This window comes from Nitrosomonas sp. Is35 (assembly GCF_033063295.1).
Taxonomy (GTDB): domain Bacteria; phylum Pseudomonadota; class Gammaproteobacteria; order Burkholderiales; family Nitrosomonadaceae; genus Nitrosomonas.
The window spans coordinates 1,693,728-1,719,815 of the sequence record NZ_JAWJZH010000001.1; the positions used below are offsets into that span (position 1 = coordinate 1,693,728).

A 26,088-nucleotide genomic window follows, 5' to 3' on the forward strand; every position below is an offset into this window, starting at 1 on the left:
GATTAGATTAGTTGCGATGCGCGGATTATAAAACGGGCGCATGAGAATAACCAACTTGTGCCGCATAAAAAACCGCAATCCACTCCATTGACCTATCGAGTTTATCGATCGATGACTTCGATTTCCGCAACAATCGATCTGAGACCTAATCCGTAGGCATTTCCGTATGATCTGCGATCGCTGTAATGTACTTTCACCAACGCGGCATTTTTTAATGCGTTGATCGCAAAATCATACAGATCGTGATCATCGATCATGAACTGATGAAAGTTACTACCGCCGCGGCCAATCTGCATCGTCATATAATAAATCCGGCTCATATTCTTATTTTTGGTCAGATTGGTAATTCTGCCGATTTTGACTCCGCGTGACACCTCGGGATCGGAAGTATGGATATCGCCAATAAAATGCTTCTGCTCCCATGAAGAATCCTGATCGACCAGGTAAATTTCCAGTAATTCATTCGGTTGTGCACAAGATAACAAATCATTGCTTTTTGGAAATTTAAACTCAATGACCACATTCTTACCGATAAAACTTTCAATTTCCTCATACCGGTTTTTCTCAAAACAGAATTGCCACAAATGCGTTGAACCGATATTCGAAAAACTCTCATGCCCGAGTGAAATTTCTCCAACGTAAACCTGGTTAATACTTCTTTCTTGACGCACATTGCTGAGTTGGCCATAGACATAGCCTTCAGCGGCCATCAGAAAGGGTCCGGCAAAACCCGGCTGCGGTATCGATGTAACCATCAGCAAAAGCATGATTTCAACACCTTTGTAGCTCATCGATTTCATGATTAACTTCCCCATGTGGCTATTGAATGATCGTGTATAGGAAGGCATCAGTTTATCGAAGGAAAAGGTAACGCAGTATGAACGAAAATCTATTTTTCCCGGTAATCCAGGCACACTCAACGAGCACCACTGGTATGGTAAAAAACACAGCACAATACACCCAATTGAATGTGACTGTGGTTTCGCGCGACAGGCATACTTCCATTGCGGCTCGGCCGGCAAGCATAATTTCAGTTCCGTATTATGGTATTCATCTAACTGACGAATGCTTGCGCATCGCTGTGGCAAAAATCACATACATTGGGGAGCAATTATTGGATACTGCAATGGCTAGAACGCAGAACCGAATCTCCTTTCTTCCTCTTCTGCTCAGCGCTTCAACTTATCGCAGATAAAGCTGAAGCTATTTCCCGGTCAAATGGATTTCATTATCCATTTGACCTTTTTATTGGGAATCACCCTCTTACAAACCCGGATCAACGCGCAATCATGCAACGTATCCGGGACAACCACTTGTTCTGCTGGCCACAAAAGGAAGTTAATTCATATCCGTGCGTTTGGGTTGGAAGCACTGATAAACAGCAAAACTGCGTCTGCCATCGCCAATTTCCGAAATGGGGATGATCGTATCGCCCCCCATCAATGCCGCTTCGTTGCGTGCGAGGTCGGCCAATTCTTCGGCTACCTTGTCTGCGTCGCGGCTGAATATGACACGGCTGACTACTTTTGAATTCACTTTCCCCAGCCGTTTGCAGGGTTCGACCGCTTTAGCCGATTGCACCAGGCGCACACCCTCGCCTTGCGGTGTGACTTGCACCCACGCGCAGGAAGACAGTATTAAAATGCTACCAATAGCGGTAAAGATTATTTTCATGGGATGGCTCCTGTATTAGGCAATAAGATTTAAGCAGATGGCTGCTGTTTCGCTTTGAATTATTATCCTTCATTAGCTGCAAATAGTCTTGAACACACACCGGCGCATCATTCCAGAATTTCAATGCGCTGACGCGTTGTTCCCCGTTCGCCCAGGCGAATGATGCCGATAATCAGTGATCCGTAAAAACCCGGGTGGGAAATCACGTTTGAGAACAATGCCATCATGACATCTTTTTCAACAATAGCTTGTTTACGCTGCACTTCGGACAAAGGCGATAGTTTTTCCGCGAATGACCAGGCGGCATCGCGCGCTTTTTCCATGCTGAAGTTGATGATGGCGGTTTCGACACTGCCGAGAAAGCGATTGAGCAACCCCAAAATAGGCCATATGTCCGCCAGTTCACTTTGCACACCGCCAACCAAACCCGCCAATACTTGGTTGATTTTCTCAAAATCCCCTTTGAGGTTTTGCAATTCTCCTGGCGGTACGGTTTCCGCCGCGGCGATTCCCAGATCCAGATTGATATGTGCATTCATGCCGAGCAGCAAGTGCTGTAACACAATCGGCCACCAATGTTGCGTCGCCTCAAATGCGCGTATCCAGGATTTTGTCGGTGTTTGCCCAGTCTGGTATAGATAGCATGCATGAATGTAACGGTTGGCGAAGATCACATCGAGACGTTCCATGCGCGGACCGTCATCAAAGTAGTTTTCTGCAATCCCTTGCTTCACTTGTATCGTGACCTTACGGTATAGAGCAGCAAAGTAACCCATGCGGGAATTATTCTGTTTCGACCACTCAACGATGGCAGTTAGCTGCACGATCACTTCATCGATTGTAGCCGCGGGGGTCGCTATCGCGGAAGGAAAGCTGGTATCTGCCATGACATCTCCTAACAAATTTATGAACTTTCGCATCATACGCAATGCTTGCCGTGATGCAAGTCACGGATGCGAATAAACTTCGCGTGCTGACCGGTCAGTCCGCATAAGCTGCGCGCCGAATCCTACGCTGTAACTTTGGCCTTGCTGGTTACTGGGCACTATTTTGTTATGCAATCAACACACTATCGCAATCTTGTTTTGATAAACAAACTTGCTCTTCCGCGTGACTCTGATTGCAAGTATAATTCTGTTCACTTTTCCCCATATACCGCCAATTTTCCAGTCTTATTGGTGGCTTTTCGAGGATTGGAAAAAAATGAAACCGCCTATTCGAATTGCTGTTACCGGCGCAACCGGACAGATTTGTTATAACCTGTTATATCGCATTGCAGCAGGCGAGATGCTTGGCAAAGATCAGCCGGTTATTCTGCAATTACATGACATTACCGACGCACAACCATTGTTTGATGGTATCGTCATGGAGTTATATGACTGTGCTTTTCCGTTGCTAAGCGGAATTGTCACCACGGATAATCCCGAAGTCGCATTCAATAACGCGGATATTGTTTTGCTCGTGGGCGCACGTCCGCGCGGGGAAAATATGGAACGCAAGGATCTGCTGGCAGCCAACAGTCCCATTTTCATCCAAAATGGCAGGGCACTTAATGCTGCTGCAAAACGTGATGTCAAAGTATTGGTCGTTGGCAATCCCGCCAACACGAATGCCTATATCACGATAAAAAACGCCCCTGATCTCAATCCAAACAACTTCTCCGCGATGCTGAGACTGGATCACAATCGCGCGTTGTCGCAAGTCGCGTTAAAACTTCACGTGCCGGTATCGGATATCAAACGAATGATCGTATGGGGAAATCATTCCAATACGCAATTTCCTGATTTAAGCCATGCCACCGTTGGGAACACTAGTGTTTCCTCTTTAATTACCGATCCTTCGTGGATAGAAAATCATTTCATTCCGGTCGTGCAAAAACGGGGCACAGCCATTATTGAAGCGCGCCGCGGCAAGTCCAGCGCGGCTAGCGCGGCCAATGCCATTATCAATCACATGCAGGATTGGATTTTTGGCACCCGGGAAGGAGACTGGGTATCGATGGGTGTGCCCTCTAATGGCAGCTACGATATACCACGAGGCGTCATCTACAGTTTTCCCGTGACCTGTCAAAACGGTCAATATAAAATTGTCGAGGGATTGGAAATCAGTCCATCGGACCGGGAAAGAATGCAAAAAAGTTATCAGGAACTCGTTGCCGAACAAGAAGCGATCAAGCACTTACTGGCTTAAACCGCAGCACTACTCGATAAGAAATTGCAATCCGCTTTGTTGAGCGCTTTAGCGCGATCCGATGCTAGCCGCTTCGCGAACGGCAATCAATATTCCCGCATCCAAATGCCCATCCGCAATACGTTGCGTTTTCTGTTGAAAAAGACTGATTGCCTTGCGGGTGGCTGAACCTAATATGCCATCGGCTTCTCCGGCATCAATTCCCAGCGTGGTTAAATCCATTTGAAGCTGACGCACTTGTTCCCGGGATATTTTTGCCGAATCCACCGGTGGCGCGCGGAATAAAGGAGCCGCACCCGCGATGCGGTCCGCCAAGTGTCCAACGGATAACGCATAAAACTCGGAACGGTTCCAACGCATGATGATATAAAAATTCTTGGTCACCAGAAATGCAGGGCCTTGATAACCCGAAGGAATGATTAACGCTGCTTTTTGTGCCGACGGCGCCAATGGCGCTCCCGAAGTCGTCGTGACTCCTAAGTTTGTCCACTCTTCCAAACTCAGCATTTGATCCCGCCCTGCCAGCGAGTAATCAAAGGATCGCGGCAAAAGCACTTCTTGCCCCCAATTTAAACCGGGAACCCAGCCTAACTGCTGCAAAAAATTGGCCGCGGATCCCATCGCATCGGGAATACTGCCCCATAGATCGCGCCGTCCGTCTCCGTCGACATCCTTGGCATAGCGCAAAAAAGTCGATGGCATGAATTGCATATGCCCCATCGCACCTGCCCAGGAACCGATCATGCGTTCCGCGGTGATATCGCCCGCATCGACAATCCGCATGGCGTTGAGCAGCTCTTGAGTAAAAAAAGTGCTCCGGCGCGTGTCACAAGCCAGCGTTGCTAGTGAATCGAGCACAGACCAGTCGCCAAAATGACCGCCATAGCTGGTTTCCAGTCCCCAGAAGGAAATTAGGAATTGTGCCGGAATACCGCTTTCCCGTTGAATCTGATTCAGCAAAACATGATGTTTGGCATACAAATCCCGGCCACGCTGTACGCGCTCTTCGTTGATCCGGGTCGTGAAATAATTTGCAAATGTTTGCGTGAATTCGGGTTGGCGCCGATCCAGCTCAATAATACGTGGTAAACGTTTGACCTTACTCAGCACTTGATTGACTGTGTTATCGGAAATACCTTCCAGGCGCGCTTGCGATTTCATTCGGGCAATACATTCGCCAAAACCGCTGTCATCGGCATAGACCGACTGTGCTGCGCACGTTAACATTATGAATGCCGCACCCCATCCTGTTTTCCGCCAGCTGCGCTTTTGCACGAAACGAAATAGATTTCTCAAGTGATGAGGAATGGCTGCTGGTATCATATTATTTTCGGTGCGGACAGTTCTGCTTCGTACAATCCGCATAAAGTGACAACGAGTGCTCTTGCAGCGTAAAACCGCGTTCTTTCGCTATGGCTATCTGCCGCTTCTCAATTTCAGCATCGTAGAATTCTTCTACGCGGCCACATTGCAGACATACCAAGTGATCATGATGGCCATCTCCTTTCAGCTCAAACACGGCTTTACCGCTTTCAAAGTGATGCCGCTCCAATAATCCGGCTTGCTCAAATTGTGTCAAAACGCGATAGACAGTAGCCAGCCCAATATCTTCGCCTTCGCTGATCAGCTCTTTATACACATCTTCCGCCGACAGATGACGCACACTGCTTTGCTCAAATAAATTTAATATTTTAAGTCTGGGCAGTGTTGTTTTAAGACCAATATTTTTGAGATCAATACTTTTCAGATCGTCGAAGTTACCCATGGTTATCTCTGCCTGGAAAATTATTTACTGTATCATATGCTGTGTTCACTTTGGAAACATATAATATCAACAAAATGGTTGCAAAATTTTCCGTATTGATCGCTTTCTTGCTGCTGACAGGATGTTCATTGCTTCCTCATGTTCTCTATAAAATCGATGTACAGCAAGGTAATGTTGTGACAGAAGAAATGCTGGAAAAACTAAAACCCGGCATGACCAAATCCCAAGTGCTTTTTGTTTTAGGATCCCCGCTCATCATGGATGCCTTCCGTGACAATCGCTGGGATTATGTTTATCTTTTTCGTAAGCATGGTGATCTCGTTGAACAAAAACGGGTAACTCTTTTCTTTGTAGATGATAACTTATCCAGTATTGAAAATTACTTAGCGAGTTCTCCAGATCCCATAAAACCCAAACCGGCTCAAGCAAAAACAGAGCAAAAAGCCGGACAAAAAGAAATGGTACCCGACGATGATGACGATCTTTGTAACGTACCCAGCACAGTCTCCATAAAACCTTAATTATCAAAATATTGCAAAAAATGATTACGCAAAAAATCGCTATTGCCGGAAGCTCCGGCCGCATGGGCCGCACTTTGCTGGAAGCCGTGACACAAGCACCCGATATGCAGCTTGCAGCCGCATTGGAGAGAATTGACAGCCCTTATTTGAATAAGGATGCCGGCGAGTTAATCGGCGCGCATTGCGGCGTCTCTATTGTCAGCGATTATGCGCAAGCCCTGAGAAGTTGCCATCATTTAATCGATTTCACGCGCCCCCAAGGTACCCTTGCCCATCTCTCCGTGTGCCGGGAAGCGGGTGTAAAAATGGTGATCGGCACCACCGGCTTCTCGCCGGAAGAAAAAGCTTTACTGCAACAAGCCGCTCAAGATATCGCCATCGTATTTGCCCCCAATATGAGTGTCGGTGTGAACGTTACTTTCAAATTATTGGAAATCGCCGCGAAAGTGCTCAATGAAGGCTACGATATTGAAATCGTCGAAGCGCATCACCGCCATAAAGTGGATGCACCATCCGGTACCGCGTTACGCATGGGTGAAGTCATCGCCGATGCATTGAAACGAGACTTAAGTAAAGTGGCAGTGTATGGCCGAGAAGGCGTAACCGGTGAAAGAAAACCGGAAACTATCGGATTCGCGACTATTCGTGCCGGCGATATTGTCGGTGATCATACTGCTATGTTTGCCGGTATCGGTGAACGCGTGGAAATTTCCCATAAAGCCAGCAGCCGGATGACTTTTGCCATGGGCGCATTGCGCGCCGTGCGCTTTCTTGCCGATAAGCCCAATGGTTTGTTCGATATGCAGGATGTACTGGGTTTGCGTTAACATTCTGTACCGCTATTTTCATGGCAACGTATGCAATCGGTGATTTACAAGGCTGCTTCACTGAATTTCAGCAACTGCTCGAAATTATTCGCTTTGATCCCGCCCATGATCAACTTTGGTTGGTAGGCGATATCGTTAATCGCGGCCCGAATTCACTGCCCTTGTTGCGTTGTATCAAACAGGCCGGTGATACGGTACGCATGGTTCTCGGCAATCATGATCTGCATTTGCTCATGGTTGCGGCGGGAATGGCCAGAATACATCCCAGCGACACGATTCAACTAATTCTCGACGCACCTGACCGTGATGAGCTGTTGCATTGGCTGCGGCAGCAAAAATTATTTCACGTTGAAGACCAGTATGCCATGGTGCACGCCGGATTATTGCCATCGTGGTCTATTGCACAAGCCGGACAACTTGCTCGTGAAGTTGAAACTGCGTTACGTCACGACGATCACCATGAGCTATTCGCACGGATGTACGGTAACGAGCCCAATTACTGGCAAGACGATTGGACCGGTTATATCCGGCTTCGGGTCATCATCAATGCAATGACACGCATGCGCGTATGCACGCCGGACGGGCGGATGAATTTCGCTTTTAAAGGTAATCTGCAATCCATTCCGGACGGCTATATGCCATGGTTCAGCGTACCGCACCGGATCAGTCAGAGCACCACCATCATTTGCGGCCATTGGTCCGGATTAGGACTGCACATCACGGATCATTTAATCGCATTGGATAGTGGTTGTGTATGGGGAGGTCAGTTGTCCGCTATCCGATTGGAAGACCGGAAAGTTTTTCAGATTCCTTGTGCGCAATAGGCAGCGATAAAGCATTCGCAACCGCTTGTTCAGACAAACGCGCCAATTCCCGCCGGTTTTTCATGCCGCAGGGAATCGGCGAATCAAATGTCAGCTCTACATCTATACTTGTAAGACTCAGAATTTTTTGCAACGACAAAATCAATGAGGGATCGATATAAGCGGCTTCCTTGCAAATACCGCCGAAGCTATTGCGATAGCCAATTGCAACCGGATACAGCATGGCATCAGCAGTGACAGCCGCTTGCAGCAATGAGGCATGAAAATGGTTGATCTGTGTGCCATCCGTTGTAGTGCCTTCAGGAAATATCGTTACTCGCTCTCCCTTATCCAGCACATCACTGATTTGTTGATTGATACGCAGCGTATCGCTCCGTTTTGCACGTTCGATAAACAGTGTACCGGCATTCCGGCTTAGCAAGCCTAAGACAGGCCAGCGGCTAATTTCGGCTTTGGCGACAAAACGAGTCGGGCATGCCGCCATCAAAACACAAACATCCAGCCAGGATACGTGATTAGCTGCTAACAATACCCTCGGCATATCCGCCGTAGGTAATCTACCGTGGCAATGCAACCGGATCGCAAGAGTGGACAATAATCCAGTCGCCCAGCGTTGCATCATAGTGCGCTGAATCGATAAAGGAAAATAGGGATAAACAATCGATTGCAATAAGCCTGAAATAACGTGCAGTAGTAAATGAGTCAGGCGGATGATACGCAATAGCAGTGGTGTATTTTTTTGCATGCAGAGAGTGTGCAGAGGAACTGCCTTGATAATGGTTGCTGCAACTACTCTACCATTATTTTGCAAAAAAACTCAGAGGACTGTAATACACGCAAGATTTTTTTGCGTGTATTACAGAAACTAAACAGTGAATCTATACAAAAAACATCAACAACTAATAAGAAACAGCCGGTCCTTCAAGCCACAGGCAATCCGAAATCAGACACATGCCACCCAAGCTTTTCAGCACAGGTCTCAATTCACTGGCAATCTTTTGTGCTTGCTCGTCTTTACAGGCAAGAACAACCATCACGTTCTCCTGTTCCATCAAAACATCGCCAGGATCGCGTACACCACGTGATCCGAGCCCACCAGCCTGTTTAAGAACAGTGTAACCGCGCACTGAGCATTTTTCTAACAATTCCGTCAATTGTTCAAGTTGTTCAATACCAACAACAATCTCGAATCGTTTCATTGCGATTGAATTATTCATATTTTTTCCCGAAAAGTCAGATAATTATTAAATAAACGGCAATAGTTTTTAAACTGCAATGCCATGGAACCAATGCGACATTTCCCAGTAAATCGGTACACCGATAAAGATGTTAAAGGGGAAGGTCACGCCCAAAGAAGCGCCAATCGACAACGCAGGATCGGCATCCGGTACGGCAATGCGCATCGCTGCGGGAGCGGCGATATAAGAGCAGCTGGCATATAACACGGCCAGCAACATCGTACCACCTTCTGACAAACCGAATATCCAACCCAAATAGGCGCCAAACATTCCGGCTGTTAATGGAAACAGAATACCAAATGCTACAATAAAAATCCCTTTGTCAACCACCGCTTTCAACCGTGCTGCTGCGAGCAGCCCCATTTCCAGCAGGAAAAATGCCAAAACGCCCATGAATAAATCCATGAACATTTTATCCAACGGTGACACCAGCTTAACCACGCCTGCGTAATAACCGATCAGTACGCCAACAATCAATAGATAAAGACTGGTACCGGTCAAAATTTCGTGCATCAACTTGCCCCACTGGGTTTTTTCACCGCCAGCACCCGCGCGCGCCAAAACTGTACCGGTTACCAGTGCAGGAATCTCCATCAGCGCCATGATGAGAACCATATAACCTTCGGAAGGCTCGTCCTTCGCCGCCAGGAAAGCCACACCCACGGCAAAAGTTACCGCACTCACCGAACCATAGTGTGCAGATATAGCACCTGCATCCGCCTGGGTGAATTTACCAAGGAATCTTAAAATCGGATATGCGGTTAAAGGAATCAATGCTGCTAAAACAACCATAGAAGCGGCAATGGGTAGTACTTCCATAATCTCGTACTTAGCCATTGATACGCCACCTTTAAAACCGATAGCGATTAACAGAAAAAGACTTAAGCTCTTATACAGCGCTTCGGGGATTTTCAAGTCAGATTTAATGACACCTGCCAAGACCCCCGCAACAAAAAAGAAAACTACTGGTTGTATAGTAGTCATTCAACACTCCCTATTTATTAGTTATATAGTTTATAAAAATCTTTAACAAACAGCATCCAAGAAGATGCCGCAGATTAAAAACGCAACAAATATTCCAGGAAACCGTGAGGTTTCTTGGGGAAATCCATTTCGTTAAAACCGAGATTTTACAAAAAGTAAGAATCTAGGAAATCTGTGACACAAGTAGCGCACGTCTTAGATCTGGAAACCCCTGAGTGAATTGCCTTTCACACGGAAACGTTAACACAGGAAATGTGAAGAAATCGTGAAGATAATGAAATGTTATTTACTAAATAATTAAGGAAAAATGATATGAAAAGTCGTGCCTTTTCCTGGCGTGCTATCGACTTCGATACTCCAACCGTAGTGGTTGCAAATCCGCTTAACAATCGCAAGCCCTATCCCCAGCCCTTCTCCTTGCGTCGAACCGCGGAAGAACCGCTCGTAGAGCAGCGGCAAATAGGCTGGTTCTATTCCTATACCGGAATCCGAAACGGATAGCCGCCGATTATTAAATTCGATCCGGATATAACCTTTCTGAGTATATTGCACAGCATTACGAATCAAATTCATTAATGTCGTATGTAATGCTTGACGATTGACCGTCAGCACAACATCCGGCGCAATTAGAACCTCAAAAGTAAGGTTTTTCCTGGCAATCTCGACACATAATGGATCTGCGGCGTCATAAACACATTCCGCCACAGCAACAGTTTCAATGACACCCAACGCTTGCTCTCGTGCTAGAAACAACAAAGCTTGCAGTTGCTCCCCCATACGGGCGGCAGCTGCTTCGATCATCTTCACGCGATGGTAGGCTTTAATTGGAATGTCAGCGCCAGCGATCAGCAATTCACAGCTGGTCAGAATGGTCGTAATCGGAGTTCTTAATTCATGACTGATATTCGCCGTAAACTCTTGTTCACGCTGCAACATCCGTTTAATCCGATTCTGATAATCATCCAGTGCTCGCGCAAGCTGGGCAACTTCCTCGTCCATATCCTGTTGAGCCAAAAGCCCATGTTGAACATCACCCGGGGCTAATCGATTGACTCGCTCCGCCAAGTCCGTCACTTGCTGAACCAGCACTCTGGCCAGTAAATAACCCACAAAAAAAGCGATCGCAACCACGACAAGCCATGACAACACAATCAATAGTCTAAGTTCCTGCAAACGTTGCTTATGTAACGTAATGCGATAGGCCACCACAAACTTCACTTCACCGATGGCATGCACTAAGACATGAAAATCATCCACTCCGTAATAGATTTTATGATAATCCGGGTTCAGCCCCCGCAAATAGGCGGGAAGCCGCAGCTCCTCCTCCATATTATGGACGACGTAGCTCTTCAGATGTGAACCAACCTGGGAAATAAAATCCGAGTGTTTTTGATAGCGTTGAACAAGATGATCCATTTCCATCTTAATCACTTGTTCAATATGCGCTTCCTCGATGTTGTCGGAAGCAAAATAAAGAATGATGCACAAGGTGCCTACAGTAAAAATACTGAATGTCGCCAATGCCACAGCGACACGGTAGCGCAGGCTACGTTCTATCGGAAATCTGTGCACGAGAAGTTAAGCAGTAGCCAAGTCCATGAACCGTTTCAATAGGATCATATCCGCCAGCTTTGGTCAGTGCGCGCCGTAAAATATGCATATGGCTACGCAACGTATCACTGGTTTCCTGAACATCCTCCCATGCCTCCAATTCGAGTTCTTCCCGGCTGAATACTTTACCCGGTTCGCTCATCATCAAGGCCAATAGACGGATGCACTTAGGCGGAAGCTTGACGTTTTTGTTTTCAAAACGAATGGAAAGTGTTTTAGGATCAAAAGAAAGTTTGTCAAATTCCAATGTACGGTTAGCAACTTTACCGACATAGCGTTTATGCATTGCCAGCAAACGCGCTTCAACCTCTTTTAGCGCGAAGGGTTTGATCAGATAATCGTCCGCCCCTTGTTCGAAGCCCGCCAGTTTATCTTCCAGCGTGTCTCGAGCAGTGAGCATCAGAATCGGCGTATCGATCTGCGATTCCTGGCGCAATTTCCGGCACAACGTCATACCGTTCATGCCGGGCAATCCCAGATCCAGCAGAATGGCATCAAATCGCTGTGTCACTGCAAGATGAAGTCCTGCTACACCATTGACAGCCGCATCCGCCGTATGCCCCCGGGACTCCAGAAAATCATACAGATTGGCGGCAATCGCCAAATCGTCTTCAATAATCAGTATATGCATACAGCCACCTGCAGTAATGATTTAATTCTTGTTAACCTCTTACCGCATGGAATTCACGGCTTAAGGTATGAACAGCATCCACCAGGGCTGCTGCATTTTCCGGCGGCGTAAACTGAGAAATGCCATGGCCCAGATTAAACACATGGCCGCTGCCGTTGCCATAACTGGCCAATATCTTTGCTACTTCTGCAGTGATGACTTCCGGAGATGCAAAAAGCACCGACGGATCCAAATTTCCCTGCAAAGCAACTTTATTGCCCACACGCCGCCGCGCATCGCCAATATCAATTGTCCAATCCAATCCGATTGCATCGCAGCCAATGTCCGCAATGGCTTCCAGCCACAGTCCCCCTCCCTTGGTAAACACAATGCTGGGAATACGTACGCCATCGTGTTCCCTTTTCAATCCGGCAATAATTTGCTGGATATAGCGCAGCGAGAATTCCTTGTAAGCCGCATGCGAAAGCGCGCCGCCCCATGTATCAAAAATCATAACCGTCTGCGCACCGGATTCAATTTGCGCGTTCAGATAAGCGATCACCGCCTTTGCATTCACATCCAGTATATGATGCAGCAACTCCGGACGCTGATACAGCATGGTTTTAATTTCACGGAATTCCGTACCACCCCGCCCTTCCACCATATAACACGCCAATGTAAAGGGGCTGCCGGAAAAGCCGATCAAGGGCACACGGTTATCCAATGCCTTGCGGATTTCCGAAACCGCATCCATGACATAGCGTAAATCCGTATTAGGATCCGGAACTTTCAATGCGCGAATCTCTTTTTCCTCGCGCAGCGGATGTTTAAACATCGGTCCCTCGCCCTGGGCGAAATATAACCCCAGTCCCATCGCATCTGGTATGGTCAAAATATCCGAAAACAATATGGCGGCATCCAAAGGAAAACGAGCCAACGGCTGCAGGGTAACTTCAGTCGCAAATCCAGGATTTTTACACAAGGATAAAAAGTCCCCGGCGCGTGCCCGGGTAGCGTTATATTCCGCCAGATAGCGGCCTGCTTGCCGCATCAGCCAGACAGGCGTGTATTCAACGGGTTGTTTCAGTAATGCGCGTAGAAATGTATCATTCTTGAGTGTTGTCATTAAAAAGCCTATGTTTTATCTTTCTTTTGAAAGGCTGCTTCTATCCAGAATCAGGCCTTTTTTCAATCGTTAATATTACCAGCGAATAGCGATCACGTATATTGCTAATCCGGCAAATGCGGCAACCGGCACTTTAACAAACGCTGAAAAATTAACTTTCCGCGATGGTAAATAAGCGCTGATATTCTTTGATCGCATAGCGATCAGTCATCCCGGCAATATAATCCGCAATTGCCTGGTGTCCTTCCTGTACAAATTTTTTCTGATACTTGACCGGCAGCAATTGCACTTCCGTGCTGAATGCCGCGAACAACCGCTCGATTGTGTGACGCGCTTTGTTACTCATCCGCACCACACGAAAATGCCGGTACAAATTATCAAACAAAAATTTCTTCAACTCCTGCTGCTCCAGCTTTATCTGCTGGCTAAAACCGATCAGTGGCGGCGCTGCATGCACATCGGCCAGCCCCTCGATACCGGCATCCTTGATATTGCAGGTGCTTTGCCGGGTCAGATCGGTGACCAATGTATTGATCATGCTGCGGATTGTTTCATAAACCATTCGGCGTTCCGGCAGCACGGGGTATTTATCGTGCACCTGTTGCAAGTGGCGCGAAAAAATCGACACTTCTTGCAACTGTTCCAATGTGATTAAACCGGAGCGCAGCCCATCATCGATGTCGTGATTGTTGTAAGCGATTTCATCGGCGAAATTGGCCAGCTGCGCTTCCAGCGAAGGTCTTTTATGCTGCAAAAAACGTTCGCCTAATGAACCCAGCTTGGGAATATTTTTCCTCGCCACATGTTTGATTATTCCCTCGCGCGTTTCATAGCAGAGATTCAGACCGTCAAAAGCCGCATAACGCTCTTCCAGCACGTCAACCACACGTAAGGATTGCAGGTTATGTTCAAAACCGCCGAAATCGCGCATGCAGTCGTTCAACGCATCCTGACCGGCGTGCCCAAACGGCGTATGCCCCAGATCATGCGCCAGCGTGATGGCTTCGACCAGATCCTCATTCAATCCCAAGTTTCTCGCAATCGAGCGCCCGATCTGCGCCACTTCCAAACTATGCGTCAGACGCGTGCGGAACAAGTCGCCTTCATGATTGACGAATACTTGGGTTTTATATTCCAGACGGCGGAAAGCGGCGGAATGTATGATGCGATCGCGGTCGCGCTGAAACTCACTGCGCCCGCTCGCCAATTCTTCATGAATCGCCCGCCCGCGCGAATTTTCAGAAGACACGGCATAAGCAACCCGATGACTCATTCCGCGATACAAGCCAGGATAGTTTCGTTCAGAATGGCGGCTGCGATATCCGCGCGCATCACCGCTTCACCGATGCGATTGAGCACGATAAAGCGCGTTTTTCCAGATTCCACTTTCTTATCCAGCAACATCAGCTCCAAATATTTCTCCGCGGGCATTTTCGGCGCGACAACCGGCAATCCGGCCTGGATAAAAATCTTGCGGATGCGCTGAACATCGGCTTCGCCGATCAGCTTCATGCGCCGGGATAATTCCGCTGCCATGACCGTACCGGCTGCCACGGCTTCGCCATGCAGCCAGACGCCATATCCCATGCCGTTCTCAATCGCATGGCCAAAAGTATGTCCCAGATTCAGCAAAGCGCGGATACCCTTTTCCTTTTCGTCCGCGGCGACGATTTCCGCTTTGTTCTCACAACTGCGCTGAATCGCTTCGTTCAAGGTCACCGGGTCGCGCGCCAATAAGCGGTGCATATTTTGCTCCAGCCAATCGAAAAAGGCCGGATCGCGGATCAAGCCGTACTTGATGACCTCCGCCAGCCCGGCTCGAAGCTCTCGATCGGGCAAGGTATTTAACGTCGCACTATCCGCCAACACCATCAGCGGCTGATAAAAAGCGCCGATCATATTTTTACCCAGCGGATGATTGATGCCGGTTTTACCGCCCACCGATGAATCCACCTGCGCCAGCAGTGTCGTCGGAATCTGAATAAAAGGCACGCCGCGCAAATAAGTCGCCGCCGCGAATCCGGTCAGATCGCCAACCACGCCACCACCGAGCGCCAATATCGTGGTATTCCGTTCGCAGTGATTTTTTAACAGTGCATCGAAGATGATATTGAGCGTTTCCCAGTTTTTATGCGCCTCCCCATCCGGCAGAATAATCGGCATCGCGCGAACCCCCTGCTTTTCCAGCGCGGTTTGCAGTTTCTCCAGATAGAGCGGCGCCACGGTAGAGTTGCTGACGATAGCAACGCGCTTTTGCGGCAAGCACGATACGATCAAATCAATGTGCTGCAGAATACCGTGTCCGATATGAATCGGGTAACTGCGCTTTTCCGCTGACGGAGTAAAGTCAACCGTAATGGTTTGCATAATGTTGCTCTGGTCACCTTGCATAATAGTGTTGAAATCAATCGATATTAATTTGTTAATCAGTTTTTGCACTAAAAAGCGCACACCTTGTTTTCCGCTGTCGATAATGACATGCGCGGTTTCGCGGTACAGCGCATCGCGTTGCACATAGAGTTCATTCAACCGGGCATACAAATTCTGTGTTTGCAGCAATGGCCGGTTTTTATCATGGCGGGTGCGCCGGTACAGATCGTTAACCGATGCGCGTAAATAGATCACAATGCCACTGCGCTTCAGCAATTGCCGGTTTTCAGCATTCAGAATGGCGCCGCCGCCGGTCGCTAAAATGATGTTCTGTTTTTGGCTCAACTCAAGCAGCGCTTCCGATTCCCGTTTGCGAAAACCGGCTTCACCTTCAATCTCAAAAATGACCGGAATTTTTACCCCAGTACGTTCCTGAATCTCATGATCGGAATCGACGAACTCCTTATCCAATGAACTCGCCAAGGCTTTGCCAATAGTCGTTTTTCCGGCCCCCATCATACCGACCAGAATGATATTGGTGTTCCCCAGTTTTTTCTGAATGGGTTGCAGTATTTTCGTTTTGCTTAAATTCATAGGTGCGATTGTAGCCGAATTCGCATTCCGTTCGCAGGGGCACCTACGGTTTCAGCGCTGCCAATAAACTACTCCCGGGGCTTCTTGATGGGTTTATAAGATAATGTTGCCGGTTGCCGCGCCGCATTCTGCCGGGTTTCAGCTTGCAGGCTTTTCTGATTGCGCACAAACCAGGAAAAAAATAACGGTACGAATATCGTCGCCACACAAGTGGCCATAATCATCCCGCCAAAAACACCGGTTCCCATCGATTGGCGCGCCGCCGAACCTGCGCCGGTGGCGATCACCAAAGGTACCACGCCCAGTATGAACGCCATCGACGTCATGACAATAGGCCGGAAACGTAACTGCGCCGATTGAATCGCCGCTTCTTTAATACTGACGCCCTCCTTCATTTTCTGGCTAGCGAATTCAACCAATAGAATGGCGTTTTTTGCGGTCAAGCCGATTAACGTCACCATACCGATCTGGAAATAAATATCATTGGGCATATCGCGCAGCAAAATCGCCACCAGCGCGCCTACCATCGCAAATGGAATCGCCATGATGACCGCCAGCGGCAAAGCCCAGGTTTCGAATTGCGCCGCAAGAATCAGAAAAACCATCACCACCGCCAAACTGAAAGCGAAAATTGCCGCCGAACCCATTTTCTTTTCCTGAAATGCGGTACCGGTCCAGGCAATTTGATATCCTTCCGGCAGCGTCTCGGCGGCAATACGCTCAACCAGCGCAATCGCCTCACCGGAACTGACACCGTGTGTCGCACTGCCGACTATTTTGGCCGACAATAATCCATTAAACCGCTCCAATTGCTCCGCACCGGCAATATGTTTCACCTTGCTCAACGCCGACAAGGGAATCATCGCCCCGGATTGCGCGCGCACATACACTTTCCCTAAATCTTCCGCTGTCATGCGATAAGCCGCTTCCGCCTGCAATTGCACGCGATAAGTCCGCCCGGAGCGGTTGAAGTCGTTCACATAAAATGATCCCATAGTACTTTGCAGCGTGGCATAGATATCCGAAATGGAAACACCTTGTGTAATCGCTTTGGCTTCATCGACTTCGACAAAATATTGTGGTACCGAGGAGCGCAAGAAAGTATTCACCGTCGCCAGCCTTTGATCTTGCTTCAATGCCTGCATGAACTCATTGACGACACCCGCCAGTTGCGCGGTATCCGAATTGGTACGGCTCTGCACGTATAATTCAAAACCGCCGGTATTTCCCAGGCCGCGTATCGCCGGCGGATTAAACGCGATCGCCAGGCCATCCGGCTGCTGTGCGCCGATCATAAACAGCTTATTGACTATTTCGGGTGCAGTCGTTGTGCGTTCCGACCAATCTTTCAAGCGCACAAACATGGTCGATACGTTGGTTTTATTACCGCCACCAATGAAATCCAGTCCATTCACGGCAAACTGAAAAGCCACGGCGGGTTCCTTGCCCATTTCGGTACTGATGGCGTTGGCCGTCTTGGTGGTTCGCGCCAGTGTTGCACCATCGGGCAGGATGACCGCCGCAATCACGTAACCTTGATCTTCCGGCGGCACGAAACTATCCGGAATATTTTTCACCAGATAAGCCAGACCGGCAATCATCACCACAAACAGCAATATGCTCCGGCCGGAATGGCGCAGGTTCAAACTGACCATATCGACATACAACCGGCGCACACGCTCAAAATGATCATTAAACCAATTAAAAAAAACCGAGTGCTGATGAGAGGATCGCAACAATACCGCGCACAGTGTTGGCGTCAGAGTCAATGCCACAATCCCGGAAATCACCGCGGCAACCGCGACCGTCACGGCAAACTGCTGGTACAGCTCACCGGCAATACCACCTAGAAAAGCCACCGGAATAAAAACCGCCGCCAAAACCATCGTCATCGCCACCACCGCACTCGATACTTGCTGCATCGCCTTGATGGCGGCATCGATCGGCGACAGATTCTCCTGCGACATCAACCGCTCGATATTTTCCAGCACGACAATCGCATCATCGACCACAATGCCGATCGACAGCACCATTGCAAACAGCGTCAGCGTATTGATCGAATACCCCAGCAACCACAATCCGGCAAACGTACCGATCAAGGAAATCGGTATGGCAATAATCGGAATCAGCGTCGCCCGCCAGCTTTGCAAAAACACATACACCACCAGAACCACCAGCAGCATCGCTTCACCCAGCGTTTTCACCACTTCCCAGATAGACGCTTTCACAAATACACTGGTGTCATATGAAATAAAGTATTCCAGCCCCTCGGGGAAAAAATGCTTCAGTTCGTTCATGCGGGTTTTCACAGCCGCAGCGGTTTCCAGCGCGTTGGCGCCGCTACGCAGGAAAATACCGATTCCCAAACCCGGTTCACCATTCAGCAGTGTTTGCGCGGAATAATCCTGCGCGCCCAGTTCAATGCGCGCCACATCCTTGAGATACAGCACGCCGCGCGGTCCATCCGAACGCAGGATAATATTTTCAAACTCTTCCGGTTCCAATAACCGGCCTTTTGCGGTTACGGTATAGACCAATTGCTGATCCGCAATCGCAGGCTCCTGGCCGATTTTACCGACGGCCTGCTGCGCATTCTGCGTGCGGACGGCATTCGCGATATCGCTGGTGGTAATGCCCAGCTGCGCCATCCGGTCGGGCCGCAGCCAAATGCGCATGGAGTAATCCTGTGCACCGAAAATCCGCGCTTCGCCTACACCGGTTGCACGCCGCAAATCATCGAGAAGGTTATTGGTGATGAAATTACTCAGAAACAGCGTGGTATGTTTGGGATCCTTTGAAGTCACGGCAAAAACCAGCAGCAGATCGTTTGAGCGCTTCTGCACGGTAATACCCGAACGTCTCACTTCATCGGGCAAACGCGCCAATGCCGTGTTGATTTCATTACTGACATTGAATGTAGCGCGGTCTATGTCCGTGCCGATTTCAAAGGTAATGGTGATGGTCAGCCGCCCGCTGGAATCCGCGCTGGAGCTGAAATACAGCAAACCCTCAATGGCGCTGAGTTTTTCCTCAATCGGCGCAGCCACCGTTTTGATCATGGTGTCGGCATTCGCGCCCGGAAAGGTGGCGGTTACGATAACCGTCGGCGGCGTGATTTTCGGATATTGTTCAATCGGTAATTGCGTAGCCGCTGCCAATCCGGCTAAAACGATAATGATCGACAATACCGATGCAAAAATCGGCCGGGTAATAAAAAATTGAGCCATGAATGCAATTGCTAGTTATTGATAGAGTCCAACCCCGGTCATCAAGAAGGGAACTGATCCCGCACTTGCGGCTCGATCTTTTTGCCCGGCATCAGCTTGATGAGATTGTCAACCACCACGCGATCACCGGTTTGCAATCCTTCCAGAATAATCCAGTCTTTCCCCATCCAGTTATCCACGATAACAGGACGTTGTGTGGCTTCATCGCTGTCGTTCAGCACATAGACAAAGCGCCCTCTATCCGAAGTCAGCACGGCCACCTGCGGCACCGTGAAAACAGCCCTCGGTTCTCCGGCAGTGACCCGTATCCGGACAAATTGTCCGGGAAATATACGCTGATCCTCATTGGCGAAGGTTGCGCGCAGTTGCTGCGTGCTGAGCTGCGGATCGATTTTACTCGCGGCAAAATTAATTTTTCCTTCCTGCTGATATTCCGATCCATCCGGCAGAATCATTGTCACTCGATGCACATTTTTTTCGCTTAAGTGACCGCCCAATCGAGCCATCTCATTATCCGCGAAACTGAATCTCACCCAGATCGGCGATAATTGCGTCAAAGTCGTCAACAAGCTGCTATTGGCTGATACCAGCGTGCCTTCGGACAATTGCGAGCGGCCTGTCACACCCTTTTCCGGCGCTCTAACGGTAGTATAGGAAAGATTGAGTTCCGCTTGCTGCACACGGACTTTGGCTGCCTGAAATGCAGCCGCGGCAATCGCCAGGTCAGCTGTAGCCAAGTCATAGGCGCGCTGGCTGACAAAATTTTCCGCTAACAACTGCCGTTGCCGGTCTTCATCGCTTTTCGCGCGCAATACCCGCACATTCTGTTCTTGCAACGCCGCTTTGGCTTCCGCCAAAGCGTTCTGAAATGGTTCCGGATCAATCAAAAATAACGGCTGCCCGGCTTCCACAGGCATTCCTTCGGTATACAAGCGCTTGAGCAAAATACCGCCTACACGCGGACGGATTTCAATTTCCTTAGCGCCTTCGGTTTGCGCGATCGTTTCCAGGCTGACCGGCATCATCACCGGCTGCACAGCCACAATCGTGGCCGGTATGGCTTGATTTTTAACGGGTGCCGGTTGCGCAGGTTTGTTACCGCTACATGCCATCAGCAACAAAGCCATTAAAACGTAACCGCAGAAATTGACGCAGCCCTGCTTGCCGATTCCAGCGATTCGCGGGAACTTTGGATAGCAGTGGCCGAAAAAAGCTAAAAAACCGGGGATTATCACTCGAGTCATTACTTCAAAAATTAAAAATTCAAAAATCTATTCACTATGGAAAAACCACAAAAGCAGAAATGGGTTCTGTATAATAGCCGCTCATGGTAGCTTGACGGATAATGTAGAAGTATTGCATATATGAAGATAAGATATTCCTCATAATTTTACCTGCCAGCAAATACACAGTTAAGTGTTTGTGCCTACAGTTCTGTCATAGCCGTTAGATCTGGCTATTGAACTGATACCGGTCGTATTAAAACTGCTTGATCTGATCAGCCATATTTATTTTTAATACTCGATAAATTTTAAAGGTGCGTTAATATGCCTATTCGTATTGTTATTGCCCTATTGATTTTCTCCTTGCTGTCGTCAGCAGCGGTCCAGGCATCGCTGAAGCTGCCAGAAACAGTGAAAGTTGATCCGACCGCGTTAACAGCTGAACCGATGTGCGATCCTAAGATTTCACCGGCATGGCGGGAAGCTCAGGAAATTGATGGCGTAAAAATTGCAGCATCACCCGGCTGCAGTCCGGACAATCCCGCCTGGATCGCAGCGGCAGTCAAAGGGACCAATCACGTTTCCATGGATACCTTGATGAAAACTGGCCTTTCGCCGGACGCCATCATCAAAACCGACGATCTGGACGGCGACGGTGATCCCGACCGGATTATCATCAAACTGGAAATCATGGAGCTGAATGGCAAATCCCCGGATTTTCCCGGCTTGGTGCCAACATTCGACATTGCTCCGGGCGTACAACCGGGCGCTTGGGTATTTGCACCGAAAACCAGCGGCATGTCGACCGAGAATTTTGAAAGCGTCAGAGCGAATCCGCTGTTAAGACTTCCCTCACCCGTGATTCGGGTTGAAGTGGGCGATATCGTTCAAATCGTACTGGAAAACACGCACTACTTTCCTCATAGCATCCATTTGCACGGTGTCGATCACCCCTTCTCGCATAAAGATCATGGCGGCAACGACGGCGTGCCGCAAACCAGCGAAAAAGAATTGATGCCGGGCGAACGGCGCATCTATGAATTTCAGGCGCGTCAGCCCGGCACCATGTTTTATCATTGCCACGTGCAAACGCATACCCACTTGGCAATGGGATTAGCCGGCATGATCGTCGTTGAAGAAAATAGACCGAATAACTGGTTGCAGACGTTGAATATCGGCGCAGGTCATGTCCGCCATTCCTCTGTTGCCGTGCGTGAAAATTACGATCAGGAATACGATCTTCACTACCACGCGATGGATAAAGAACTCAGTGAAATCACACAGAAATACAACGATCCGCGACTCATCGCGCGCGACATGAATCAACGCTATGACATCACCGATGCAACCGAGGATTATTACACCTTGAACGGTTTGTCATTTCCTTATACATTAAGAGAATCACTGATCATCGTTGAACCCGATCAAAAAATAAAATTGCGTCTGCTCAACAGTGGCGGCGAACTGATCGCCGTTCATACGCACGGCCATCATGCCACGATCACGCATTATGACGGCGTAGAACATAATCCGGTTGCTCAGATCATGCGCGACGTATTCGACATGGCGCCGGCGCAACGCCTTGACCTGAAACTGGAAACCGTCAACGATGGGAAACACAGTTACGGCGAAGGCGATTGGTTGATTCATGATCACCGGGAAAAAGGGATTACCACCAATGGCATGGCCGAAGGCGGCAGTATGAGTTCAATTGTGTACAAATCCTACCTGAATGACAGCGGTTTGCCGCAGGTTAGTCACTTCGGCATTGATCTCAATAAATTCTTTACCAAGGAATATTACGAAAGAAGAATTCCAGTCTGGCAGGATCTGGATGAATGGTCCAGTCTAGGCTCACCCAGCGGGCAAACCAGTCTCAGCGCACAAACACAGACCTCATTATTGAATGGTGTGATCGGTCTGTTGATAGGACTGGTAATTTATCTGATTTTCGCCAAACGGGAGCAAATCAAACAAAGTGCTATTGCGGCAGTTTCTCGCCTGAAAGGGGCCAAAGGGAGTAACCAAAAATGATAAAGACGACAACCATTACTTTCTTACTGACTGGAATTCTCGCGATCAGCTCGAATGCCATTGCTCAGCAAAAAACAAACGGTGCTGAACATGATCACTCCGGTCATAGCGGTCATGGCGTGAATCTAGCTCCGGCAGCGGCTGAGAAACAGCAGACCGAGGATCATAGCGGCCATGATCACAGTTCACATGACCAAAGTGCTGCACATGATCATAGTGGTGCGCATGACATTAGCGCAGAACAACATATTGATCACAGCGCACATGACACCAGCGCGCAATCTGCGGAACACGGCGATGGGCACCATCACCACCACATGGATCATGACCATATTATGGATCACGAAGGTACCATGATCATGGGGCAAAACCTCGACAAACTGCCCAGCAGCTGTAAAAGCATTTCCGAGGAAGTTGAAATTACCGTGCGCGCCGGCAGAAAGTATTCTGCTAAATTTCCCGGTACCGCTTTTGCATTCGATCAACAGCAATGGCATGTCAAACCTTGCTCCAAAGTCACTTGGCACTTTGTCAACGAAGATAATATCCGCCACCAGTTCATGATGCACGGATTACCCAAGTATCTGTATAAATATGGCATGTTCCACCTGGAAGTAACCGGGCCCAAAACGGTCTCCGGCACCATCATCGTACCTGGATCGGACGATACGTTTCTCGTCCATTGCGACATTTCCCATCACATGGAAAAAGGCATGAAAGCGCAATTAGTTGTTGGAAAAGGAGCCGAAAACATACCGAGTATTCCCGGTGTAACGCCCTATAACATCAACGATACTTACGAAGCGGAAAATCTGCCCAAAGTCTCTGATAAAGCCGAACAAAGCGCAATGGTGCGGCAAATTACGTCGTTCACGAATAATAATTTTCAGAACTATGGCATGATGCTGATTGGCGCACTGATCGGGCTACTGTGCATTCCACTGTTTAAGAAAATCCCGTTTCGCACAAAGAAAGCTGATTAAGTTCAGCAGCAATCGATCAATTCATTAATAAAAAACCGGCCGAATACATCCAGTTGTGGATTTATCCGGCCGGTTTCTTTGTGATTGCCGCTACTGAATTGAGCAGCAGCCTGCAGCAACCTGGACTTAACGCGAGGAGATGCGGTCAGCGCATTAATTGGTTTGGGGAAATTTTCTCACCAAATCGCTTAAATAGGCTTCGAATTCCTGTTTAAGCTCGGGGTGCTGCAAAGCAAGCTCCACCGTTGCCTGTAGATACCCGGATTTGCTGCCGCAATCAAAGCGCTTGCCGTCAAATTCATAACCCAGTACCGTTTCGTCTTGCAACAGTTTTGCGATGGCATCCGTCAGCTGAATCTCGTTACCCGCTCCCCGTTCCGTTTTTTCCAGCAGTTTGAAAATACGCGGTGTCAGAATATAGCGGCCAACCACCGCGAGATTCGACGGCGCCTTGTCAATCGGCGGCTTCTCAACAATGGCATTGACCTTGGACAAGTTACTGGCAATCGGCGCACTGCTGATGATGCCGTAGCGGTTAACCGTATTCGGCGGAACTTGTTCGATTCCCAGAATCGAACAATGATGCTGCGCGTATATATCCACCATCTGACTAAGGCAACTGCGGTCACCGCCATCGATTAAATCATCAGCTAGTAATACCGCAAAAGGTTCATCACCGACAACCGATTGCGCGCACAAAACAGCGTGTCCCAGCCCGAGCGCTTCGGCTTGACGGATATAAACGCAATCCACGTGCGGCGGCAAAATATTGCGGACAATGTTCAGCATGTCCTGTTTTCTTCCTGCTTCAAGATTTGCTTCCAATTCAAACGCTTTATCAAAGTGATCGGGTATTGAGCTTTTATTACGCCCGATGATAAAAATCAAAACATCAATACCCGCGGCAACCGCCTCTTCAGCAGCGAATTGGATCAACGGCTTATCAACGATAGGCAGCATTTCCTTGGGATTCGCCTTGGTTGCTGGCAAAAAACGCGTGCCTAATCCGGCCACGGGAAAGACTGCTTTTCTGATCGCTTTCATTTATAGTTCTCCTTAATATTAAGTCGCCACTATCGCATTAATGCGATTCCGGTAAACCAAAACAAAAATTTCAGTCAGCTTTGATAGCCCTTGGGGTTGATACTTTGCCAGTGCCAGCTGCTTGCACACATATCTTCTAGTCCAAGCTTTGCTTGCCAGCCCAATAGCTCAAGCGCACGTTTTGGATCCGCGTAACAAGAAGCAATGTCACCGGGACGCCGGGGGGCGATCTTGTAAGGAATAGGCCGCCCGCTCGCTTGCTGGTAGGCTCGCACGACATCCAGCACGCTATAACCTTGCCCAGTGCCCAGATTTACGGTCAAACAACCGGAATATTGATCACTTTGCTCGGAGCGCGCGGCTTCAAGCGCTTCCAGCGCCTTCAGATGCCCCAGCGCCAAGTCGACCACGTGAATGTAATCGCGCACGCCGGTACCATCCGGTGTGGGATAGTCGTCCCCCCACACATTCAGTGCTTCCCTTCGCCCTATCGCGACCTGCGCCACGAAAGGCATCAAATTATTGGGAATTCCCTGTGGATCTTCGCCGATTAACCCGCTCGCATGCGCACCGACCGGATTAAAATACCGCAAGATGGCAATGCGGAATGAAGCGTCGCTGTGCTGTACATCGCGCAGAATCTCTTCGATCATCAGCTTACTGCGTCCGTAGGGATTCGTTGCGGATAGCGGATGATCCTCGGTCAGCGGTAACCGCACCGGATCGCCATAAACTGTGGCGGAGGAACTGAATACCAAGGTTTTGACACCGCACTCCTGCATCGCCTCCAATAACCGTAATGTACCGCCTACGTTATTATCGTAATAGGAAAACGGCTGTTCTACGGATTCCCCGACGGCTTTGAGTCCGGCAAAGTGGATCACTGCTTTGGCTTTGCTTTTCTGCAAAGCGCTGACCAAGGCGGCGCGGTCACGGCAATCACCTGTGATTAATGCGGGTTTTCTGCCGGTAATTTTCTGCACCCGGGCCAATGCTTCGGGATTGCTGTTACAAAAGTTGTCGAAAACAGTGATGTCAAACCCTGCATTCAATAATTCCACGCAAGTATGCGAACCGATATATCCGGCACCGCCCGTAACAAGAATCATGATGTGTGACCTCGACTATAAATGACCGGTATGCAGCGCCAAAAAATGCACCAGGAATCGTAAGGTGCTATTTTCCGGCTGCCGTGTAGCGAAATGCATTCAAGCTTGCCGGGCTTTGATTTGTCAACTTATTG

General features: G+C 48.8%; 23 protein-coding genes and 1 pseudogene. 6 read left to right on the forward strand and 18 right to left on the reverse strand.

The window, feature by feature from the left end; genetic code table 11:
• Positions 1 to 101: 101 nt before the first annotated feature.
• From R2083_RS07840 to R2083_RS07850, 3 genes are all read right to left on the reverse strand, one after another.
• Positions 102 to 800: a hypothetical protein gene (locus tag R2083_RS07840; RefSeq protein ID WP_317538077.1), complete on the reverse strand. Its 699-nt coding sequence runs from the start codon at positions 798 to 800 to the stop codon at positions 102 to 104.
• Positions 801 to 1,338: 538 nt separating this feature from the next.
• Positions 1,339 to 1,674, reverse strand: coding sequence for a DUF4156 domain-containing protein (locus R2083_RS07845; RefSeq protein WP_317538078.1), 336 nt, complete (start codon positions 1,672 to 1,674; stop codon positions 1,339 to 1,341).
• A 107-nt stretch (positions 1,675 to 1,781) separates the two neighbouring features.
• Positions 1,782 to 2,561 (reverse strand): DUF5995 family protein, encoded by a 780-nt coding sequence (locus R2083_RS07850; RefSeq protein ID WP_317538079.1) that lies wholly within the window; start codon positions 2,559 to 2,561, stop codon positions 1,782 to 1,784.
• 316 nt (positions 2,562 to 2,877) lie between these two features.
• Here R2083_RS07850 and R2083_RS07855 point away from each other — a divergent pair, with 316 nt between their 5' ends.
• Positions 2,878 to 3,864: a malate dehydrogenase gene (locus R2083_RS07855; protein ID WP_317530619.1), complete on the forward strand. Its 987-nt coding sequence runs from the start codon at positions 2,878 to 2,880 to the stop codon at positions 3,862 to 3,864.
• Between the two features lie 48 nt (positions 3,865 to 3,912).
• Here R2083_RS07855 and R2083_RS07860 read toward each other — a convergent pair whose 3' ends face one another.
• Both R2083_RS07860 and fur read right to left on the reverse strand, forming a co-directional pair.
• Positions 3,913 to 5,091 (reverse strand): lytic murein transglycosylase, encoded by a 1,179-nt coding sequence (locus R2083_RS07860; RefSeq protein WP_317538080.1) that lies wholly within the window; start codon positions 5,089 to 5,091, stop codon positions 3,913 to 3,915.
• A 97-nt stretch (positions 5,092 to 5,188) separates the two neighbouring features.
• On the reverse strand, positions 5,189 to 5,629 hold the full coding sequence (gene fur, locus R2083_RS07865) for a ferric iron uptake transcriptional regulator (RefSeq protein ID WP_090316694.1): 441 nt from the start codon (positions 5,627 to 5,629) through the stop codon (positions 5,189 to 5,191).
• A gap of 50 nt (positions 5,630 to 5,679) precedes the next feature.
• Here fur and R2083_RS07870 point away from each other — a divergent pair, with 50 nt between their 5' ends.
• From R2083_RS07870 to R2083_RS07880, 3 genes are read left to right on the forward strand one after another with little or no spacing between them, the layout of a single operon-like run.
• Entirely contained in the window at positions 5,680 to 6,150 is a 471-nt protein-coding gene (locus R2083_RS07870) for an outer membrane protein assembly factor BamE (RefSeq protein ID WP_317530617.1), read from the forward strand.
• A 20-nt stretch (positions 6,151 to 6,170) separates the two neighbouring features.
• Positions 6,171 to 6,977: a 4-hydroxy-tetrahydrodipicolinate reductase gene (gene dapB, locus R2083_RS07875; protein ID WP_317530616.1), complete on the forward strand. Its 807-nt coding sequence runs from the start codon at positions 6,171 to 6,173 to the stop codon at positions 6,975 to 6,977.
• Between the two features lie 20 nt (positions 6,978 to 6,997).
• On the forward strand, positions 6,998 to 7,801 hold the full coding sequence (locus R2083_RS07880; RefSeq protein WP_317538081.1) for a symmetrical bis(5'-nucleosyl)-tetraphosphatase: 804 nt from the start codon (positions 6,998 to 7,000) through the stop codon (positions 7,799 to 7,801).
• On the opposite strand, the gene R2083_RS07885 is transcribed toward R2083_RS07880, so the two are convergent.
• From R2083_RS07885 to R2083_RS07935, 11 genes and pseudogenes are all read right to left on the reverse strand, one after another.
• A complete protein-coding gene (locus R2083_RS07885) occupies positions 7,752 to 8,546 on the reverse strand; it encodes a lysophospholipid acyltransferase family protein (RefSeq protein WP_317530614.1) in 795 nt (264 codons plus the stop codon). The two genes, R2083_RS07880 and R2083_RS07885, sit on opposite strands and share 50 nt — an antisense overlap.
• Positions 8,547 to 8,700: 154 nt before the next feature.
• On the reverse strand, positions 8,701 to 9,018 hold the full coding sequence (locus tag R2083_RS07890; protein ID WP_317530613.1) for a P-II family nitrogen regulator: 318 nt from the start codon (positions 9,016 to 9,018) through the stop codon (positions 8,701 to 8,703).
• A gap of 48 nt (positions 9,019 to 9,066) precedes the next feature.
• Positions 9,067 to 10,023 (reverse strand): sodium-dependent bicarbonate transport family permease, encoded by a 957-nt coding sequence (locus R2083_RS07895; RefSeq protein ID WP_317530612.1) that lies wholly within the window; start codon positions 10,021 to 10,023, stop codon positions 9,067 to 9,069.
• A gap of 297 nt (positions 10,024 to 10,320) precedes the next feature.
• On the reverse strand, positions 10,321 to 11,595 hold the full coding sequence (locus tag R2083_RS07900; RefSeq protein WP_317530611.1) for a HAMP domain-containing sensor histidine kinase: 1,275 nt from the start codon (positions 11,593 to 11,595) through the stop codon (positions 10,321 to 10,323).
• Positions 11,570 to 12,265 carry a response regulator transcription factor gene (locus R2083_RS07905; RefSeq protein WP_090449262.1) on the reverse strand — a complete coding sequence of 232 codons (696 nt, stop codon included), beginning with the start codon at positions 12,263 to 12,265 and terminating at the stop codon, positions 11,570 to 11,572. The genes R2083_RS07900 and R2083_RS07905 overlap by 26 nt, the downstream gene beginning before the upstream one ends.
• A 31-nt stretch (positions 12,266 to 12,296) precedes the next feature.
• On the reverse strand, positions 12,297 to 13,370 hold the full coding sequence (gene hemE / locus R2083_RS07910; protein ID WP_317538082.1) for a uroporphyrinogen decarboxylase: 1,074 nt from the start codon (positions 13,368 to 13,370) through the stop codon (positions 12,297 to 12,299).
• A gap of 151 nt (positions 13,371 to 13,521) precedes the next feature.
• Positions 13,522 to 14,643 carry a deoxyguanosinetriphosphate triphosphohydrolase gene (locus R2083_RS07915; RefSeq protein ID WP_317538083.1) on the reverse strand — a complete coding sequence of 374 codons (1,122 nt, stop codon included), beginning with the start codon at positions 14,641 to 14,643 and terminating at the stop codon, positions 13,522 to 13,524.
• Positions 14,640 to 15,737, reverse strand: coding sequence for a 3-dehydroquinate synthase (gene aroB, locus R2083_RS07920; protein WP_317532063.1), 1,098 nt, complete (start codon positions 15,735 to 15,737; stop codon positions 14,640 to 14,642). The genes R2083_RS07915 and aroB overlap by 4 nt, the downstream gene beginning before the upstream one ends.
• Positions 15,738 to 15,797: 60 nt before the next feature.
• Positions 15,798 to 16,334: pseudogene (locus tag R2083_RS07925) on the reverse strand (shikimate kinase); the annotation flags it as partial.
• A 68-nt stretch (positions 16,335 to 16,402) separates the two neighbouring features.
• Positions 16,403 to 19,561: a multidrug efflux RND transporter permease subunit gene (locus tag R2083_RS07930; RefSeq protein ID WP_317538084.1), complete on the reverse strand. Its 3,159-nt coding sequence runs from the start codon at positions 19,559 to 19,561 to the stop codon at positions 16,403 to 16,405.
• A gap of 41 nt (positions 19,562 to 19,602) precedes the next feature.
• Complete coding sequence (locus R2083_RS07935) at positions 19,603 to 20,673, reverse strand: efflux RND transporter periplasmic adaptor subunit (RefSeq protein WP_317538085.1); 1,071 nt, start codon at positions 20,671 to 20,673, stop codon at positions 19,603 to 19,605.
• 435 nt (positions 20,674 to 21,108) lie between these two features.
• On the opposite strand from R2083_RS07935, the gene R2083_RS07940 reads away from it, so the two are divergent.
• Both R2083_RS07940 and R2083_RS07945 read left to right on the forward strand, forming a co-directional pair.
• Positions 21,109 to 22,818, forward strand: coding sequence for a multicopper oxidase domain-containing protein (locus R2083_RS07940; RefSeq protein ID WP_317538086.1), 1,710 nt, complete (start codon positions 21,109 to 21,111; stop codon positions 22,816 to 22,818).
• Positions 22,815 to 23,801 carry a cupredoxin domain-containing protein gene (locus R2083_RS07945; protein WP_317538087.1) on the forward strand — a complete coding sequence of 329 codons (987 nt, stop codon included), beginning with the start codon at positions 22,815 to 22,817 and terminating at the stop codon, positions 23,799 to 23,801. The genes R2083_RS07940 and R2083_RS07945 overlap by 4 nt, the downstream gene beginning before the upstream one ends.
• A 153-nt stretch (positions 23,802 to 23,954) precedes the next feature.
• Here the strand turns inward: R2083_RS07945 and galU are convergent, their stop codons facing one another.
• Together galU and galE are read right to left on the reverse strand one after the other, a co-directional pair.
• Entirely contained in the window at positions 23,955 to 24,845 is an 891-nt protein-coding gene (galU, locus tag R2083_RS07950; protein ID WP_132426571.1) for a UTP--glucose-1-phosphate uridylyltransferase GalU, read from the reverse strand.
• Positions 24,846 to 24,919: 74 nt separating this feature from the next.
• Positions 24,920 to 25,954, reverse strand: coding sequence for a UDP-glucose 4-epimerase GalE (galE, locus tag R2083_RS07955; RefSeq protein ID WP_317538088.1), 1,035 nt, complete (start codon positions 25,952 to 25,954; stop codon positions 24,920 to 24,922).
• Positions 25,955 to 26,088 lie beyond the last annotated feature (134 nt).

What these genes read in the sequence shown, in the direction of transcription:
- R2083_RS07840 (WP_317538077.1), bottom strand. Translation starts at nt 800, where the DNA reads ATGAAATCGATGAGCTACAAAGGTGTTGAAATCATGCTTTTGCTGATG.
- R2083_RS07845 (WP_317538078.1), bottom strand. Translation starts at nt 1,674, where the DNA reads ATGAAAATAATCTTTACCGCTATTGGTAGCATTTTAATACTGTCTTCC.
- R2083_RS07850 (WP_317538079.1), bottom strand. Translation starts at nt 2,561, where the DNA reads ATGGCAGATACCAGCTTTCCTTCCGCGATAGCGACCCCCGCGGCTACA.
- R2083_RS07855 (WP_317530619.1), top strand. Translation starts at nt 2,878, where the DNA reads ATGAAACCGCCTATTCGAATTGCTGTTACCGGCGCAACCGGACAGATT.
- R2083_RS07860 (WP_317538080.1), bottom strand. Translation starts at nt 5,091, where the DNA reads ATGTTAACGTGCGCAGCACAGTCGGTCTATGCCGATGACAGCGGTTTT.
- fur (WP_090316694.1), bottom strand. Translation starts at nt 5,629, where the DNA reads ATGGGTAACTTCGACGATCTGAAAAGTATTGATCTCAAAAATATTGGT.
- dapB (WP_317530616.1), top strand. Translation starts at nt 6,171, where the DNA reads ATGATTACGCAAAAAATCGCTATTGCCGGAAGCTCCGGCCGCATGGGC.
- R2083_RS07880 (WP_317538081.1), top strand. Translation starts at nt 6,998, where the DNA reads ATGGCAACGTATGCAATCGGTGATTTACAAGGCTGCTTCACTGAATTT.
- R2083_RS07885 (WP_317530614.1), bottom strand. Translation starts at nt 8,546, where the DNA reads ATGCAAAAAAATACACCACTGCTATTGCGTATCATCCGCCTGACTCAT.
- R2083_RS07890 (WP_317530613.1), bottom strand. Translation starts at nt 9,018, where the DNA reads ATGAATAATTCAATCGCAATGAAACGATTCGAGATTGTTGTTGGTATT.
- R2083_RS07895 (WP_317530612.1), bottom strand. Translation starts at nt 10,023, where the DNA reads ATGACTACTATACAACCAGTAGTTTTCTTTTTTGTTGCGGGGGTCTTG.
- R2083_RS07905 (WP_090449262.1), bottom strand. Translation starts at nt 12,265, where the DNA reads ATGCATATACTGATTATTGAAGACGATTTGGCGATTGCCGCCAATCTG.
- hemE (WP_317538082.1), bottom strand. Translation starts at nt 13,370, where the DNA reads ATGACAACACTCAAGAATGATACATTTCTACGCGCATTACTGAAACAA.
- R2083_RS07915 (WP_317538083.1), bottom strand. Translation starts at nt 14,643, where the DNA reads ATGAGTCATCGGGTTGCTTATGCCGTGTCTTCTGAAAATTCGCGCGGG.
- aroB (WP_317532063.1), bottom strand. Translation starts at nt 15,737, where the DNA reads ATGCAAACCATTACGGTTGACTTTACTCCGTCAGCGGAAAAGCGCAGT.
- R2083_RS07930 (WP_317538084.1), bottom strand. Translation starts at nt 19,561, where the DNA reads ATGGCTCAATTTTTTATTACCCGGCCGATTTTTGCATCGGTATTGTCG.
- R2083_RS07935 (WP_317538085.1), bottom strand. Translation starts at nt 20,673, where the DNA reads ATGGCATGTAGCGGTAACAAACCTGCGCAACCGGCACCCGTTAAAAAT.
- R2083_RS07940 (WP_317538086.1), top strand. Translation starts at nt 21,109, where the DNA reads ATGCCTATTCGTATTGTTATTGCCCTATTGATTTTCTCCTTGCTGTCG.
- R2083_RS07945 (WP_317538087.1), top strand. Translation starts at nt 22,815, where the DNA reads ATGATAAAGACGACAACCATTACTTTCTTACTGACTGGAATTCTCGCG.
- galU (WP_132426571.1), bottom strand. Translation starts at nt 24,845, where the DNA reads ATGAAAGCGATCAGAAAAGCAGTCTTTCCCGTGGCCGGATTAGGCACG.
- galE (WP_317538088.1), bottom strand. Translation starts at nt 25,954, where the DNA reads ATGATTCTTGTTACGGGCGGTGCCGGATATATCGGTTCGCATACTTGC.